Origin of the sequence: Acididesulfobacillus acetoxydans (assembly GCF_902729405.1) — a bacterium.
Classification (GTDB): Bacteria; Bacillota; Desulfitobacteriia; order Desulfitobacteriales; family Desulfitobacteriaceae; genus Acididesulfobacillus; species Acididesulfobacillus acetoxydans.
This window is the reverse complement of record NZ_LR746496.1, coordinates 221,200-238,378: the sequence shown is the minus strand read 5'-3', so window position 1 is coordinate 238,378 and position 17,179 is coordinate 221,200. Positions and strand designations below refer to the sequence as shown.

The following is a 17,179-nucleotide window of genomic DNA, read 5'->3' as shown; positions in this document are numbered from 1 at the left end:
AACTGCGGGGATAGCCTGCTGAAGAGGGCTTGAAAGGAGGCGGAATTGTCTTTGGATGTCGGGAAATCCCTCAAGCTTTTGCGGCGTAAAGTCTATTTTGCGCTCTTTAACGCACGGGGTTTTGACCTTGGGAATACGGTTTATTTTAGGCGGCTCTTTCGCCTGAACCGCAAGGAAATCGAGGCCAGATGCCGGGTGGTTGAGCATTTGCCCGGCCGCAGGATTGCGATACTCGCTCCCCATTGCGATGATGAAATCATCGGCTGCGGAGGGGCGATTCTCAGTTATTTGCAGGATCAGAAAGAGGTCTTTATCATCTACCTGACCGACGGGCAAAAACAAGGAAGCACGGCGGATGCCGCAACCGTCCGCAAGGAAAGGCGGGAAGAGGGTCTGGCCGTGGGCGCGAGTCTCGGTCTGCCGCAAGGGCATATTTATTTTCTGGGGGGGACGGACGGGGACTTGCTGCATAGTCATCTTGACGCGGCCCTGGCTCAGACCTTGCGGGAGATCCGGCCGGACACTCTCTTTGTGCCGGTCATCTTGGATAACCACCCGGACCATTATGCGGTGAGCAAATTGCTCTGCCGGGTCTACGCCGGGGAGCCGGCGTTTCTCCGGGAAAGTTCTGTGTTTTTGTATGAGGCGCAAAGCCCGCTCACCCTGTTTCACGCCAATATCTGCCTGAAGATCAACCGTTTTTACGCCCGCAAGACAGAATTGCTTAGCCATTATAAGTCCCAGCCGTACAGCTTCAAGTTCATTGCCAATCTCAACCGGGCTAACGGTCTCTACCTGGGGCCGGACCAATTCTGCGAGAGCTTTTTGGCGACGAACATGGAGGCCTATGAGGCTTTTGTGCGCCGGCATTTTGCGGATGACGCGGTTTACTTCCGACTCAAGGACCATTTCAAGTCTAACAGACACAGCGGCAGTCTGATTTGCAGCTACAACAGCAGCCGCCGATATAAGGACCTCTTGGCTGAGTTGCCGCCCGCTCCGGTCGATGGGGAGAGAAGCGAGCGGCCGGGGGTGCGGAATTAATTCAACGATCCGAAGGTGGCAGCGTTCATCCCGCAGCTGCAACCCTCACGCTAACGGATGCGCAACTCAAGCAATGATACGAGTGCTGCGAGAGTGGCGACTCTGATGGGCGCGTAATACCTTTGTAATACTGTCGTACTATCCTCGTACTATCCGCGCAATGTCCGCATAACACCCACTGCGGGTTTCCGTGAAAGTCAATTAATGATACGAGTGCTGCGAGGGTTGTAAGAGACTGACGGAACTTTAGGAAAACGAGCATGAACCGGATAATTCTGATCCATCCAATCGTGAGACTCCCACTTCTACAAGTGGGAGTGGTGCCCCGTACTCCGCTTCGGTGGGGGTAGACTCCCCCACCGAAGTCTGGATGTTCAGCTTTAGCTGAACGAGTTCACTGAAAGAGGAGAAAGCAGTGTGCGTTTCGTCCGATCGGCGGCTTTAACTTTTATCGGGAACCTGACGGCCTTCTTGCTTACCCTGCTGTCCGGGGCCATCGTCTCGCGCTGGATCGGCCCGGCCGGCTGGGGAGTCGTCAATGTGTCAACCAATTTCATCAGTTTTGCCAGCCTTATCTTGGGTTGGGGCTTAGCCTCGGCCAATGTCTACCTCTTGGGGCGAAACCGTGAGACCCTGCCCGGGGTCTTAGGCGACAACCTCCTTCTCACTGTGCCGACCGCGTTCATATCGGTCTTGTTTTATTTCTTGAATCTGAGCTATCATTTTCAGTTTTTGCGCGGGCTCAGTAATTTCCAGCTCTTGGTGGTTTTGTTCACGGTACCGGTTTTCAGTTTTAAGGCGAGTGTGGTCAATATTTTTCTGGGGATGCAAGACATCGGTCAATATAACCGGCTCACTGTTCTGGACCGCTTTCTGAACCTTCTTTTCATGGTCCTCTTTTTGCTCGCCGCCGCCACCCCGACTTTCGCTCTGCTGGGAGCCCTGGCGGGGGTCGTTCTCCTGAGTGCTTGGGAGCTGCACCTGCTAATCGGGCGCAAGGGAGTCAAACCGGTGCTGGATCGGGGGATTTTGCGCGGACTCCTGGGGTATGGGGTCAAGGCCCAGGTGGGGAACACGATTCAGAAGTTGAATTACCGCCTGGACGTATTTATCGTCAATTACTTTCTGCCCCTCAGCCAAGTGGGAATCTACGGAGCGGCCGTACTCCTGGCGGAAACTCTCTGGGGAGTCTCGGCCAGCATCGCCACGGTGATTTTTCCCTTGGCGGCCGCGGCCGGGGAAGATCAAGAGATGCATGTCTTTACCAGCCAGGTGACGCGAATAAGTTTTATGCTCATCAGCTGTTTTTCTTTGCTTTTGGGTCTGATCAGCCGGCCCCTGATTGACTTGATGTACGGCTCGGGCTTTGCCCCGGCTGTGACGGCTCTGCTGCTGCTCTTGCCGGGGATTGCCGTTTTCTCTATTTCCAATATCCTGGCCAATTACCTGGCGGGGGTAGGCCTGGCGGGGCGAAACACGCTCTCTGCCACTATTTCTTCCATCGTAACGATCTTTCTTGACCTGGTGCTCATTCCCAGGATTGGGATCAACGGGGCTTCGATCGCCACCAGTTTGTCGTATGCGACCTTCACCTTTACGACCTTGCTCTTTTATCTGCGTTTTACCCACAGCCGGTGGCGGGACGTTCTCGTCTTGAAAGCGGAAGATGTGGATCTTGTCCGGGCCGCTCTGAAAAGGCGGTTGGCCTCCCGTTGAAGGCACTGCGGCGCGATCTCGATCGCAGGCGGAGCGGCAGCGCCTCCCTCCAGTGGTTCACCGCCGCGGAAGGTGCCACGACGGGGACCACGCAGAAATCCGGCGGGAATGTGGGAGTTCTTCTGGCCATGCTCTCCCGGGTGCTCGACCGGGGCTGCTCGGCCAGGGGAGCGCAGAAGGGGCTGCCGGGAAAAGTCACCGTATAAAGCAGGATTATTTGGGACTCTGTCGAACAAAGGACTATGAGGGAGTATTTTTCATTTCAAAGATTACTTGGGAATGTTTCTCAAGCCCAAGATTGCGAGAGAATGGGTTTCTACCGAGAACTGCGGCCAAGTAATGTTTGTCTCCTAGGGCTGCGACTAAGTAATGTTTGTTGCCGCTTCGGATAAAGCACGGCTCCGTTGGCGGGGCTAATGGCGCGCCTAAACGAAGGGAGGGGCAGGAGAGTGTTGCTGCTTATTCGGCATAGTTCTTGTAATAGATTGAAGACTATCCTGCCGGGTTTTGCATGAAAACCGTGGAGTTATTTGCGCAAAAAGCACAAAGGGAAGTGGAATGGCCGGTGAATCGGGGCCTTCTGAGTTCACAATGGTTGGCCGTGCCTCTTCTTCTTGCAACGGACGCGTTGGCGATTCTTGTGTCAATGCTGGTGGCCTTCGCGGGGCGCCGTTTGATTTTGCCCGGGCTTTTTCCGGGGCTTTTTCAGGGGCAGCTTTTGACGGAGAGCTTGGAAAACCTCTGGTGGCTGCCGGCGGTGGCCATCGCGGTGCTGGCTTATGAAGAACTTTATCGTAAACGCCTGCCTTTCTGGCTGGAACTCGAACGCATTCTCAGGGCGAGTACGTTGGCGGCCTTCCTCTCGGTCGCTTTCTTATATGTTACGAAGACCGGGAACGTAATTTCCCGCACTTTAGTCGTGGCTACTTGGCTGGCGCTTCTCCTCCTCTTGCCTCTGTTCCGCTATGCTATCAAGCGGCTCTTGGTCAGAACCGGCGTGTGGGAAAAGCCGGTTTTAGTGCTCGGGGCCGGGCGCACGGCGGAGCTCTTGGTCAAAGCCTTCCGGAGGGAGCGGACGCTCGGCTATAGTATCCTGGGGGTACTGGATGATAACGAGGATATCGAGGGGCTTAGGCTTGGGCAGGACAGTGACCCGGCCGCCGGGCTGTCTGCCCCCCGCCTGGGTTCCTTCGCGGACGCGCCCGGGGTCATTCGGAGAACTGGGGTCAGTGATCTCATTTTGGCCGCTCCCGGTTTGAAGCCGGAGCGGCTGGTGGAATGGGTCAACCGGCTGCAGCCCTTAGTCAACAATATCATGGTAGTGCCGGATTTGTTCGGGCTTTCCCTCAACGGCATCGAAGCGGAGTATTTCTTAGATGAACAGCTCCTCCTCCTCAACATCCGCAACCGCTTGAAGTCCGCCCTGAACCGGGGAGTAAAAAGGGCTTTTGATCTGCTCTTGGGCCTTCTCTCTTTGCTTGTCGCTTTACCGGTCGGAATGCTCATTGCTTTGGCGATCCGGATCGACAGCCGGGGTTCTGCTTTTTTTGTCCAGACCCGCCTGGGTCAAGACGGCCGGCAGTTTTCCTGCCTAAAGTTCAGGACCATGTACCGGGACAGTGATTCCATCCTCAAGACCCATCTGAAACGATCACCTCAGGCCCGCCGGGAATGGGAAAAATTTAATAAACTGAAAGGCGAAGATCCGCGGGTGACTCGGGTGGGGGCAGTCCTTCGCCGTTACAGCCTGGACGAGCTGCCGCAGATCCTGAACGTCCTGGTGGGTGATATGAGCCTCGTGGGTCCCCGGCCTTACCTGCCCCGGGAAGAGGGAAAGATTGGTTCCGCCCTCTATGATATTCAGGTGACCAAGCCGGGTCTCAGCGGACTTTGGCAGGTCAGCGGGCGCAACAACATCGACTTCGCCGGCCGGGTGAAGCTGGATGTATGGTATGTACGCAACTGGTCCCTGTGGCTGGATATCGTGCTGCTCCTGAGGACGGTGGGGGTTGTGTGGAAGAGGGACGGGGCGTATTGAGAAGGGGTCTGAAAATGGATATCCGACAACTATCATCCATCTCTGCCAAGATTCCGTACGATGCCGATGACGAAGCGGGCACCTTCAGGGCTTCCTTGAAGTTTGACAATGAGAGCAATAGCATCTTTGTCCTGATATCGTCAGAGGGACTGGTTAATCCTACGCAATATCCTTTGGAAACTTACAAGGGCATCGTGAATTACCTCTCCATTTTTGACATTAACATTGACAAGTGCTTAGTATATCTAGATATGTTAGAGTATTTTGGGGCACATCAGAATCGCATTTATAAATTGGGAAAGCACCAACTAACGATATTTTGTTAAGCTGACCCAGGTGAATTTAGATGAGGATCATAAGGTAATAAGTATTGTTGACGATTATTACAGGGATAAGTGGAGTACTTTCGTTAATTCAATGCTGAGCAATAAGGAAAAGGTGGAGATATTGGCTTCCCTGTTTGCCGAGGACCTCGTGGACGAGTATGCCAGGAAGGATATTGCCGGTCGTTTCTACGACTCACTGGATGGGTTAGCAAGGAACCGACCTGATGACGCTTTGAAAGAAGCCAGACATCCGTAAATGTCTGGCCTCGCTGGGAAAATCAATCAAACTTTACAGAACAAAGATTACTCATAAAAATCCGGGGCAACTTTCATCGTTTTGAAGAACTCCATGTCGTGGGAAAACATGACTGTGGCATTATATTTCTTGGCGTACTTGCGGACTTTTTCGATTGAATCAAAGAACGCGATGCTGTCATAGACAATGCCAGAGGCTTTGGCAGGAGGCCCGTAATTCCGCCGGTCATACACAGCATCCTGGGGAAAAATGAGGGTGCCTTCCTTTTTCAAGTGGACGATTAAGCCTAAAATTCCAGGTGTGTGACCCGGCAAAGAAATAAGTTCTATGCCCGGAAGCAGCTCAAAATCTTCATCAACAAGGTGGTATTGTTTTACCGGCACCTCGAGATCGGCTTTGACATAGGCTCCATGGGCAGCGGGGTCTGGACTTAAGTGAACGAGGGTTTGGCCGTAAATAAAGTCCTGCCGGTGAACGTAAACATCGGCATGTTTGAACAAGTGCATATTGCCTGCATGGTCAAGGTGGAGATGTGAAGCAACGACCGTTTTGATGTCTTCAGGCTTAGTTCCTGTCAATGCCAGCTGAGTGACAAAGTCCTGTGACGTTTCAGAATGGAAAGGAAATACGCTGGCGAGCCCAGCAGGCCAATATCCCTTCATGGCATCAGGGTGACACCCTAAATCGTACAGAATTTTACCTTGGGGATGATCAATTAAGACAGCGTAAACAGGTATCTTAATCCAATTAACCCGAGGGGTCTTATTACTCACAGAACCGAGCACTGACTGAGCGACCATCCAATTTTCATCACATTCCAACCACCCAGTATTAAGAACAAATACTTTCACATTGTTTACCTCCCATTGTTTGATGTGGAATCTCCCTTTGCTGACTTAAGAAAAATACCTTCACCTCCTTAAGCCGAACAAATCCGGTAAGTTCTCCTTTTGAATATTTTGTTAATGCAAGAAATATGCCAAGACGATTTTGGAGCTTGGGACATTGATTCTAGCATTTCCTTTCATCCCTCGAATGCGACACTTCAGAACCAAATAATTGATTCTTCAGGTTAATTAGGGTAAACTAAACTCAAAATTGACGGGTAAATTGAGGTAAATGGAACGATCTAAAACAGATGTTATTGGCTGAAGTCTGCTGCATTTTCTATCAGCTCGAGGAGGGATTGCGTTGCCACAAGTAAGTAATCAGGCCAATTACGGGAAGAACGTGGTTATTTTTCCTATGCGGTCTGTCGATAAACGTTTTGTTGTCCCTCATGGTTCGGCAGTACCGAAAGACCAAGGCGGGTATTCGTCTATAGAAGACGGGCCGGAAGACATTCAGTACCACGATAAGATAGGGATCTACTTAACTGACGGAAAAGGGTATACCCTGGGAGTCAACAAGGCTTATGAGAGTTTGACGGGGATTAATACAGCTGAAATACAAGGTCGCCATATGAGTAAGCTTGTCGGTGATGGGTATTTTGACAGCTCCGTCACTCTCCTGGTTCTCAAGTCCGGCAAGACGGAAACCATCCGACAGCGTATTCTGAGAACGAATCAAATAGTTCTGGCCACGGGTTATCCCGTCTTTAATGATTCCGGCGAGATTATCCATGTTATGACTACAGTGAGTCCCTTGGTTGTGGTTAAATCAGGGATCCCACCTGAAGATAAACATGTTTTTTGTATTGAAGGAGTGGGTCCGGTGATTGCGGAAAATCAATTAATGCGGGATTTATTAAATAAAGCAGTCCATTTAGCCAACTTTGAATCCACTGTTTTACTTGAGGGGCCTACGGGAGTCGGAAAGGAAGTCATAGCTAAAATACTGCATTTTTCCGGTTCACGCAAAAAAGGTCCTTTTATTAAGGTTAATATGGCGGCTTTGCCTCAAGAATTGGCCGAATCAGAGCTTTTTGGCTATGAAGCCGGTGCCTTTACAGGAGCACGGAGGCAAGGGAAAGAAGGCCTCATTAAAGCGGCTCATCGTGGTACACTATTTCTGGATGAAATTGGAGAGATGCCTAAAAACCTGCAGGTGAAGCTTCTACGGGTGTTGCAGGAACGGGAATTAACGCCGCTGGGTTCCACCCGGGCCGTTCCTGTGGATTGCCGGGTTATTGCAGCGACGAATCGTAATTTGAACCGATTGGTTGAAGAGGGAGTATTTCGGGAGGACCTCTATTACCGGCTGAATGTGATATATTTGCGAATTCCGGGATTAGTGGAACGACCTGAGGATGTGGTCGCTTTGGCTAACCACTTCATGGAAGAAATGGGGAACCGATATGGAATAGTCAAGACCCTGACGATCTCAGCTTTAAGGGTACTGCGCAGCTATTCCTGGCCTGGAAATGTCCGTGAACTCGAGAATTTAATGGAACGTCTGGTGGTTTTACATCCAGGCGACAGTATTTCGGGAACGCACGTTTGTGAGTTTTTGGGAATCGAACCGGATAGCGTATCGTGGGCAACATCCATGGAAAGCAGGGTTAGCGAACTGGAGCAAAGACTTATATTGGAAGCATTCAAGGCGAGTAACGGGGATAAAGAGAAGGCTGCCGAAACTTTAGGGATTCATCGGACAACCCTTTTTCGAAAAATGCAAAAATATGGCTTAGTATAGATTAGACCCGCCGTGAGGCGGGTTTTTGCATGGTGCGTTTTCCGTCTCATTTGTGCAGGCTTGCACATGATTTAGAGCAGGAAGTGCAATCTTGCACAGGCCCTCAAAATTAGCACCAGTGAACTTGTTCAACTTGAGTTGAACATTGAGACTTCGATGACGAAAGCATCCAGTGACGATGGTCTCCTGTGCAGACCATCGCCGAAGCCGCACGCTGTCAAAGAATGTCCCAACGGCTGAGGATGGTTTTCGCCGAAAGCGCTTAGCCCTTAACGAACACTATAGCGCTGAAGGACTGAAGTCTACCCCCACCGAAGCAAGGTACGGGAGAACCACTCCCATTTGTAGAAGTGGGAGCATCAGGATTGGATCAGCGAACGAAAAAGAGAAGGTTTCGAGGGAAATTCCTAATGGCACGATTTATGCAAATGTTTTTTGTACAGCCATTATTTCCTTCCAAACCCGTTTGGCAAGAAAGAAGATTGCCGGCATGGCATGCTGAGACTAACGAGAGAGCGGAGGATTATCTATGAATTGGAAAACAGTATACGATATGCGAATTAAAGACGCGACAGAGGCTGTCCGTGCTATAGAATGCGGACAGAGGGTGGTCATAAGTCACGCTTGCGGTGAGCCTCAGACCTTGGTGGAAGCAATGGTGGCTAGAGGATCTGAGCTCCAGGCGGTAGAAATCGTCCATATGGTTGCTATGGGTAAAGCCGCCTACTGCCGCCCGGAGATGGCAGGACATTTTCGTCACAATTCCTTGTTTGTGGGGGGTACTACCCGGCAGGCCGTAAATGAAGGGCGAGCGGACTTTACTCCGGTTTTTTTCTGTGAAATTCCGTCCTTGTTCCGGGATGGCTACCTTCCGGTAGATGTGGCTTTGGTTCAGGTTTCACCTCCGGACCAAAACGGCTTTTGTAGTTTAGGGATTTCCGTGGATTATACTTTGCAAGCGCTCCGTTCGGCTCGCCTGGTTATTGCCCAAGTGAACCGCTTCATGCCCAGAACTTTGGGGGATTCATTTGTCCATGTCAGTGAATTGGACATCTTGGTACCTTGGGATGAGCCCTTGATTGAATTGCCAAAACCGCAAATTGGTGAGGTTGAGGAACGCATCGGAAGAAATGTGGCCCAATTGGTGCCTGATGGAGCAACATTACAACTGGGAATCGGAGCCATTCCGGACGCGGTTCTGGGTTTCCTTACGGAAAAGAACGACTTGGGCATTCATAGCGAAATGTTTTCGGATGGGGTAGTTGAGCTTTACGAGGCTGGAGTTATAAACAATAAGGCAAAAACCCTGCATCCGGGAAAGATGGTGGCCACTTTTCTCATGGGGACCCGGTCCTTATATGATTTCGTCCACGATAATCCAATTGTCGAAATGCATTCAGTGGACTATACGAATAATCCGTACATCATCGGACAGAACGATCGGCTAATTTCCATTAATTCTGCCCTTCAAGTTGACTTATACGGGCAAGTTTGTGCGGATACGATTGGCTATCGTCAATTCAGTGCAGTTGGAGGACAGGTGGATTTCGTCAGAGGGGCGCGACTCTCACAGGGAGGTAAATCCATCATTGCCGTACCGTCGACTGCTTCCGGTGGTAAACTCTCCCGCATTGCCGTCCATCTGGAAGAGGGGGCGGCCGTGACGACCAGCCGCAATGATGTGGATTATATCGTTACCGAATATGGGATCGCCGGCCTGAGAGGAAAGACAATCCGGCAAAGGGCGAATGCTTTGATCGAGATAGCTCATCCGCAATTCCGGGAAAAACTTAAAGTCGAGGCGAAGAAACACGGTATCCATCTGTAGACGCTAACGCTATCATGATAACCGCAAAGGAACCATAGCAGAAAAAGAATAAAACGGTAACAGAAGAACATAGATCTTACAAGGAGGGTAATTCTGTGAAAACTGCAGCACAGTATGAAGAAAGCCTAAGAAGACTCAATTTAAAGGTATACCTGCAAGGTGAACGGGTAGAAAATCCTGTGGATCATCCCATCATCAGACCGTCGATGAACTCCGTCAAAACCACTTATGCTTTAGCTGAGGATCCGTTGTATCAGGATTTGATGACCGCGACGTCTCATCTTACCGGCAAAAAGATCAACCGCTTTTGCCACTTGCATCAAAGTACCGATGATTTGGTCAAGAAGATTAAGATGCAACGCCTTTTAGGGCAAAAGACGGCCGCTTGCTTCCAGCGTTGTGTAGGGATGGATGCCATCAATGCCGTGGACAGCGTGACTTTTGAAATGGATCAGAAATTAGGCACAAAATATCATGAGCGATTCACTCAGTTTTTGTTGAAAATGCAAGAAGAGGATTGGACCGTTGATGGAGCTATGACCGACCCCAAAGGGGACCGGGGTTTATCCCCCAGCCAACAGACCGATCCTGATCTCTATGTTCATGTTACGGAAAGAACAGACGACGGAATTGTCGTTCGGGGTGCCAAAGCCCATCAAACCGGCGCGCTCAATTCTCACTGGATCCTTGTGATGCCGACCAGCACCATGCGCCAGGAAGACGCAGACTACGCGCTTTCATTTGTCGCCCCGGCGGACGGGAAAGGAATATTCTATATCTATGGTCGTCAGTCTTCCGATACGCGCAAACTTGAGGGCGGAGACATTGATGTAGGAAATAAACAGTTCGGGGGACACGAAGCCCTGATGGTATTTGACGACGTATTCATTCCCTGGGAAAACGTCTTTATGTGCGGCGAATACGAATTCAGCGGCGTTTTGGTCGAACGCTTTGCCGGATATCACCGGCAAAGCTACGGCGGCTGCAAAGTCGGTGTGGGGGATGTGCTGATTGGGGCAGCGGCGGTGGCGGCCGATTATAACGGAGCCGCCAAAGCATCCCATATTAAGGATAAGCTCGTTGAAATGACTCACCTTAATGAGACTTTATATGCCTGCGGGATTGCCTGTTCCGCTGAGGGTCACAAAACAGCTTCAGGCACTTATCTCATCAATATGCTATTAGCCAATGTCACCAAGCAAAACGTCACCCGTTTCCCATATGAAATTGCCCGCTTGGCTGAGGATATTGCCGGTGGCCTCATGGTTACGATGCCATCCGAAAAAGATTTGCGCCATCCGGAAATCGGCAAGGTTGTGGAGAAGTATTTCCGAGGTGTGGCTTCAGTTCCAACAGAAGACCGCATGCGGATCCTGCGCTTAATTGAAAATCTCACGTTGGGTACGGCCGCAGTCGGTTACCGGACAGAATCGATGCACGGGGCGGGTTCCCCGCAGGCTCAGCGCATAATGATAGCTCGTCAGAGCAATCCGGAACGGAAGAAAGAACTTGCTAAGGCTATTGCCGGGATTGGCACGAACTAGCTGGAAGTGGATTAGGAAGCAATCAGGACGGACGGCGGGCAGATAATATGTCAGACCAGCGAGTGAGCATCAATTTTTGTGGTGGATGCAATCCGTGGATCAACCGCCAAGAAATTGCCCAAGAAGTGAAAAGGCTTCTTTCTCAAGATGGTTGTGTGGTAGTCTTTAATAGTTACGAGGCTGACTTGGTCATATATTTGAGCGGGTGTTCCTCGAATTGCGCCCAAAAATTCAGCAGTGAGGTTATTCCGTGCGTTGTTGTCGCGGCAGCGAGTATTGATGCCGCGGCTGTTGAGGAACAGAAAATCGCTGCTGAAATAGTAGCAAGAGTGAGGCGGTTTTGTAAGCGAATGGAGGTTTCCATGGGATCCGGTCATGGTTCCAACCGAGCTGACAATTTCTCCAGGAGATGAGAAAGTAACAAGGAGGGGAAGAGCAAGAATCCACTTAGGATTTCTTGCTTTTCTACGATCCCGTAAAATCTTTACGTGAAAAAAGAAGACCCGTTTTCGAATACCCAAGCGACAGCCGGTATTGGATTTGGCCGAGGTGGCGTGTGTATCGGGCGAGACTGTGCTATGAGTTGCAGCCTGGCCGGAGACGGTCGAGCCGGGGCTAGGTAAGGAATCCCTGGGAAGATGCATATAGATGGGCTACAGGCAGCTGGGTACGCACACGTCCGCTACGCGGACGATGTACTGATCCTCTGCCGAACCCGTGAGGAAGCGGAGACGGCATTACAACGGGCGGGTGAACTTCTGAGTCGGCTGAAGCTCCGGCTGTCAGCGGAAAAGACGGTCATCAGCAGTTTCCAGGAGGGATTTGACTTCCTGGGGTTCCATTTTGGCAGGCGCTATATCGGCGTGGGAAAGAAATCGCTAAAGTCCTTCTATGCAAAAGTTCGGGAAGCAACGCGACGCAACCAGGGAGACATCCCGGTTGAGCATGTGATCTCCGAGATGAATCCAAAGCTTACGGGATGGGCCAATTACCATCGATACGGAAATAACCTCGTTCTATTTCGTAACCTAGACAAGTGGATACGGAATCGAGTGCGTGCGTATCTACGCCGCCGATGGCGGGACCGTGGAAGATGGAAGATCCACTCAGCGGAGGAACTGGACCAAATGGGTCTGGCACGCATGGAGTGGAGAATACCCAGGCACCAACAGCTCAAGCTCTTCGAGTCTCCCCGCTAGGGGATAGCATTGGGGCCGCCGGATGCGGGAAAACTGCACGTCCGGTGACAACGGGGGCTGGCATCCCGTGAGGGGTGCCTTCTTCCCACTAGCCGTTCAGGTGGATCTGCTGGATGACTCGGCTCCTAAGGAGATGATCTCTTCGGCCGTTCAGAATTTCGGCGGCTTTGATATACTAGTGAACAACCCTGGTATCTACCCGTCGGTGCATATCATTGGATACGATCATTGCCCCTGGTATCTCGACGGCTGAATGAGGTTGATGGGATTGCGTTAATAATAACGAAAACGGCTATATCAATAACGTTTATATGTAGTTTGATAACGAAGTGATTGACAATGATGCGGATGTTAGGTATGATGATAGCATCAGGGGGGGTTATCATTTGTATACGGAAATAATAAAAATAATCGAGGGTGGACTGCTTGGCGATAAGGAAAAGGTATTAAATTATGCTGTAGTTTTGGCAGATAATCTGGAGAACCAAGGCGATTTACCGTTGGCAAAGAAGATTAGAAGTGTTTTGTCTAACAAAAAGGGAAAAATGACTGCACTGGACAGTTTTTCAACGAAGCCAGTTGATGCGGAAAGTCGTATGGATATAGTGGAAATATCATACCCACGAGTTGCGACTAAGCAAATTGTGCTAAGCAAATATACTGAACAAGAGATCTGTGGATTTATTGAGTGCTATATGAAACGCGAAAGCTTGCTAAAAGCGGGACTGGAACCATCCAATTCGCTTCTGCTTTATGGACCACCTGGGTGCGGGAAAACAACGACAGCCCAGTATATTTCATCGGTCACAGGCTTGCCGCTGGTGACAGCCCGACTGGAGGGATTGATTTCCTCTTTGCTGGGAAGTACTGCGAAGAATATCCGTAAAATCTTTGACTATGCGGCGAAGCGTGAGTGTATTTTGCTTCTTGACGAGTTTGATGTTATTGCTAAACTGAGAGATGACAAAAACGAGTTGGGGGAATTAAAGCGTGTCGTTAATAGTCTAATTCAGAATATCGACGGGCTGAATAGCGATAGCATTCTGATTGCCGCAACGAACCACGATGAACTGCTGGACTCTGCTATTTGGAGGCGGTTTTCCAAGGTGATTGCCCTTGAAAAGCCACAAAAAGGTGAGATCGGAAAGCTTCTGTATCTCTACTTAAGCGGTGTTGCCAATAACATCCTCTCTACAGAAAAAAAGGCGGAACAGATGGGAGCTGCATTTGTTGGGTTCAGCCATTCTGACATCAAAACGGTGATTAATAATTCAGTTAGACAGAACATTATCCGAGGCAAAGAATCTGTGACCAGCTGTGACATACTGCGTGAGATTTATTTTCACAAGCATCACCGCATTAAAGATGAAGATGAGTTTATACGCTACCTGTTTCGTAACAACGCGACGCACAAGGAAATCAATGAGAGTTTGGGGATCCCGTTGAGAAAGATCCAGGGAATATCTAAAAGTGAGTCCAAGGGAGGGAGCTAAATGTCCGATGAGAAGCTGCCAATTAAATTTTTTGCTACAAGAGATATTGACGAGCTTCGGGTGGAGGGCGGTGGTGGTAACGAGCCTCCCAAGTGGCTTTTGTCCGGGGCGGAGCTGGTGGAAAGAGCACAGCAGCTGTCCGGTGACCTGAATCGGTTTGCGCCCGCAATCGCTCAAAGGGAGGAGACCGACTCTATCGTACCGTTTGTCTTTGTGGCGAAAATGCACGACGATGCGACTTCAAAGTCTCGACGCCATGATATCGCTGAGCTATTTCGAGCAAAGGACAGAAGTAATGTTATCGGACTGTGTCGCTCCGATGAACTTATCGTGCGTATGGATTCATTGACGCAGATGAAGATGGTTTCGGCTCGTCTGGAGGATTATGGACGAAACAAGGCCGCCATTTCATGTTTAGAGCACTTTGGCAAGTATGAGCCTCTTGTTATCGAGGAAAAGGGCAAGCAGAGCTACAAGGTTAAGCTGATGGATTTTCAAGACTATGAGCAGAACTTAGCGGTTCAGCGTTTGTTTGAGAAAACGGCCACAGAGAAAGGTATCGCCTTCAAAAAAACGAATTATACAGAGCGGGTCTCCATTTATAGCTTTAAAGGTGTGGACAAAGCCGTGCTGGATGCCATAAAAGAAAGCGAGGTTTTTGAAGCCCTATTTTCGATTGAACCGATGCCGAAATATAAGCTGTCTCTTGATATGCTGGGGGACACGCAGACCGTTGGGATCATGAAGCCTAAGGAAGACCAACATTATGCAACCATAGGTATACTGGATAGTGGGATTGCTCCCATTCCACATTTAGCGCCATGGCTGACCGGAAAGCGGTGGTCAGTTTATCCGGAAAACGTGATCAATCCGTCTCATGGTACTTTCGTTTCGGGTGTGGCTCTATACGGAGATAGCTTGGAAGAGCAGAATTGGGTGGGGCATAAGGGCGTTAGGCTGTTTGATGCGGCAGTTTTTCCGGATACATATAAAGAGGGTATTGATGAAAGCGAGCTGATAGAAAATATCAAAGAAGCCGTCAAGCAAAATCATGAAAAGGTAAAAATATGGAACCTTTCCATTAGTGTCACCAATCCTGTACAGGATGACAGCTTTTCTGATTTCGCCCTTGCTTTAGATGACTTGCAGGATGAATACAATGTGCTCATTTGCAAGTCTGCGGGAAACTGCAACAACTTTTTGCTTGGAAAACCAAAGGGCAGAATACATGAAGGCGCTGATTCCATTCGTTCATTGGTGGTTGGTTCTATCGCTCACAAACGAGAGAGATACGATCTTGCAGCAGTTGATAACCCTTCCCCGTTTTCACGTATCGGGCCGGGTCCAGAGTACATCATCAAACCAGAGGTAGCACATTATGGAGGAAATGCCGGTGTGGATCTAGAAGGAAAAGCACGGACGACGGGAGTCAAATCCTTTTATCAAGATGGCTCGATAGCAAGCGCTGTCGGCACAAGCTTTTCCACTCCGCGCATTACAAGCCTTGCTGCGGGGGTTTATCAGGAACTGAACGAAGCGTTTGATCCGCTACTCATCAAGGCTCTGATCATTCACTCTGCTTCTTATTCCGAAAATCTAGAGCTGCCCACGGAGGAGCGTACTAAGCAGCTAGGCTTTGGCAGACCTAAGACTGTCAATGAAATTATATACAATTCACCACATGAAGCAACGCTTATCCTGAGGGACAAACTGCCACGGGGGGAAAAAATTGATGTCATGGACTTTCCCATGCCGAACGGCCTAGTGAAAGATGGTTTTTATACGGGACAGATTGTTGCGACATTGGTATATGATCCGGTTTTGGATGCAAGTCAGGGGGCCGAATACTGTCAGTCAAATATCGACGTCAAGTTCGGATCCTATGATGGAAAAATAGAACGGGATCTTTCCAAAAGGAATATCCTAAATCCAGTCGGACAAAAAAATGCACAAAATGTTCTCCTTAGCGCGGTGTACAGTACCAGAACGATGAAGGCAGCCAGAGGTGACTTTGCACTAAGAGAACGGATTTTGATCCAGTACGGGGATAAATACTACCCCGTCAAAAAGTATGCAGTTGATCTGTCTGAGCTTACGGATGGCAATAGGGTAAGGTTCCTGACCCAGGACAAGCATTGGTTTTTATATCTGAAAGGCCTATACCGTGACCATGTCGAACGCAAAGCAAATTTGAATTCTATTGAGCTTGGGCAAGAGTTTTGCCTCATCCTGACCATAAGGGATCCGTTGGGTAAGGCAGCCGTCTACAATGAGGTATCGCAAAAGTTAGATGAATACAACTTCTGGCATAGCAATATCAAGATTGGCAGCAAGGTGAACATTCCTGTTCCAAGGGCTCTCTGATCATGCCCCTCACAGTATTTCCTGATATAGTTAGCAGTGAGATGGATAATCGGGTTGTAAAAATAACGTTGCCTGCTTGGCTCAAGGAATCGACGGAAAAGCAAGAAGTAAACTTCTCACAAATCACTCAGGCAGCAATCAAGGAATACTTTGGGATACAGAAGCAGTGAAATTTCAACGAATGCAGCCGCACGGTGGTCTGTCAGCCAAGCCCCGTGGAAATGTGAATTTCCGCGGGGCTGTGTCGTGGGAATGTTTTTGTTTGGTCCCACCCATGGACAAGTTGTGGACAGGGAGATGCTTTTTGGGACAAAGAAAAGAATGAGACAGATTCTACGGTGAAGAAAGAGGATATGCCAAAGATTTGTCGAATAAAAAAACAGGGCTAAGCGATGAACGAAATGGCAGTGAATAACAGTTTAACAGTATCGGTTGTTCGGTATCTGATATTCGATATCAGATATCCATGAGATCGCCTGGAAGAGGTCATACCTGAGATGAGAAAGTCGACGTAAGTAGGAGAAAGAGGGGTTTGGCTGCCTGTGAAGGCTCTGATCACTGGCTGTAATGGTTTTGTTGGGAAATATCTAGCACGGGAACTTATTGATGCCGGACATACGGTTTACGGTTTGGGACAGGGGCCTTTCAGCTTGGGCACACATGCAGACAATGTTCCGCAACGAGGGGACCGGGCGGCTCGATCGACTTCATCAGCTCCGGAGACTTCCTCCGTCTCG

General features: G+C 49.7%; 12 protein-coding genes and 1 pseudogene. 12 read left to right on the top strand and 1 reads right to left on the bottom strand.

The window, feature by feature from the left end; all coding sequences use genetic code 11:
• The first annotated feature begins 45 nt into the window (after positions 1 to 45).
• The 5 genes from MNU25_RS01015 to MNU25_RS00995 all read left to right on the top strand — a co-directional run bounded on the left by MNU25_RS01015 (position 46) and on the right by MNU25_RS00995 (position 5,380).
• Positions 46 to 1,044 carry a PIG-L deacetylase family protein gene (locus MNU25_RS01015; RefSeq protein WP_240983374.1) on the top strand — a complete coding sequence of 333 codons (999 nt, stop codon included), beginning with the start codon at positions 46 to 48 and terminating at the stop codon, positions 1,042 to 1,044.
• A gap of 417 nt (positions 1,045 to 1,461) precedes the next feature.
• Positions 1,462 to 2,760: a flippase gene (locus MNU25_RS01010; protein ID WP_240983373.1), complete on the top strand. Its 1,299-nt coding sequence runs from the start codon at positions 1,462 to 1,464 to the stop codon at positions 2,758 to 2,760.
• The gene (locus tag MNU25_RS01005) at positions 2,757 to 2,966 is read left to right on the top strand and encodes a hypothetical protein (RefSeq protein WP_240983372.1); all 210 of its coding nucleotides are present in this window, start codon (positions 2,757 to 2,759) and stop codon (positions 2,964 to 2,966) included. Before MNU25_RS01010 ends, MNU25_RS01005 begins: the two co-directional genes overlap by 4 nt.
• Positions 2,967 to 3,271: 305 nt before the next feature.
• Complete coding sequence (gene wbaP, locus MNU25_RS01000) at positions 3,272 to 4,798, top strand: undecaprenyl-phosphate galactose phosphotransferase WbaP (protein WP_240983371.1); 1,527 nt, start codon at positions 3,272 to 3,274, stop codon at positions 4,796 to 4,798.
• Positions 4,799 to 5,134: 336 nt separating this feature from the next.
• The gene (locus MNU25_RS00995; RefSeq protein ID WP_240983370.1) at positions 5,135 to 5,380 is read left to right on the top strand and encodes a hypothetical protein; all 246 of its coding nucleotides are present in this window, start codon (positions 5,135 to 5,137) and stop codon (positions 5,378 to 5,380) included.
• Positions 5,381 to 5,427: 47 nt separating this feature from the next.
• Here MNU25_RS00995 and MNU25_RS00990 read toward each other — a convergent pair whose 3' ends face one another.
• Positions 5,428 to 6,231 carry an N-acyl homoserine lactonase family protein gene (locus MNU25_RS00990; protein ID WP_240983369.1) on the bottom strand — a complete coding sequence of 268 codons (804 nt, stop codon included), beginning with the start codon at positions 6,229 to 6,231 and terminating at the stop codon, positions 5,428 to 5,430.
• Positions 6,232 to 6,571: 340 nt separating this feature from the next.
• Between MNU25_RS00990 and MNU25_RS00985 the strand changes: the two genes are divergently transcribed.
• The 7 genes and pseudogenes from MNU25_RS00985 to MNU25_RS20380 form a co-directional block, all read left to right on the top strand.
• Positions 6,572 to 8,014, top strand: a complete 1,443-nt coding sequence (locus tag MNU25_RS00985) for a sigma-54 interaction domain-containing protein (protein WP_240983368.1) — start codon at positions 6,572 to 6,574, stop codon at positions 8,012 to 8,014.
• Between the two features lie 529 nt (positions 8,015 to 8,543).
• Complete coding sequence (locus tag MNU25_RS00980) at positions 8,544 to 9,842, top strand: acetyl-CoA hydrolase/transferase family protein (protein WP_240983367.1); 1,299 nt, start codon at positions 8,544 to 8,546, stop codon at positions 9,840 to 9,842.
• Between the two features lie 95 nt (positions 9,843 to 9,937).
• A complete protein-coding gene (locus tag MNU25_RS00975; RefSeq protein WP_240983366.1) occupies positions 9,938 to 11,386 on the top strand; it encodes a 4-hydroxyphenylacetate 3-hydroxylase family protein in 1,449 nt (482 codons plus the stop codon).
• 638 nt (positions 11,387 to 12,024) lie between these two features.
• Positions 12,025 to 12,585, top strand: a complete 561-nt coding sequence (locus MNU25_RS20390) for a group II intron maturase-specific domain-containing protein (RefSeq protein ID WP_372503601.1) — start codon at positions 12,025 to 12,027, stop codon at positions 12,583 to 12,585.
• Positions 12,586 to 12,971: 386 nt separating this feature from the next.
• Positions 12,972 to 14,078: an AAA family ATPase gene (locus tag MNU25_RS00970; RefSeq protein WP_240983365.1), complete on the top strand. Its 1,107-nt coding sequence runs from the start codon at positions 12,972 to 12,974 to the stop codon at positions 14,076 to 14,078.
• A complete protein-coding gene (locus tag MNU25_RS00965; RefSeq protein ID WP_240983364.1) occupies positions 14,079 to 16,442 on the top strand; it encodes a S8 family peptidase in 2,364 nt (787 codons plus the stop codon).
• 542 nt (positions 16,443 to 16,984) lie between these two features.
• Positions 16,985 to 17,074 (top strand): annotated as a pseudogene (locus tag MNU25_RS20380) (NAD-dependent epimerase/dehydratase family protein); the annotation flags it as partial.
• Between the last annotated feature and the right edge of the window lie 105 nt (positions 17,075 to 17,179).

Excerpts from the sequence above, each read along its gene's own strand:
- MNU25_RS20390 (WP_372503601.1), top strand. The coding sequence starts at position 12,025 with ATGCATATAGATGGGCTACAGGCAGCTGGGTACGCACACGTCCGCTAC.
- wbaP (WP_240983371.1), top strand. The coding sequence starts at position 3,272 with ATGAAAACCGTGGAGTTATTTGCGCAAAAAGCACAAAGGGAAGTGGAA.
- MNU25_RS00980 (WP_240983367.1), top strand. The coding sequence starts at position 8,544 with ATGAATTGGAAAACAGTATACGATATGCGAATTAAAGACGCGACAGAG.
- MNU25_RS00965 (WP_240983364.1), top strand. The coding sequence starts at position 14,079 with ATGTCCGATGAGAAGCTGCCAATTAAATTTTTTGCTACAAGAGATATT.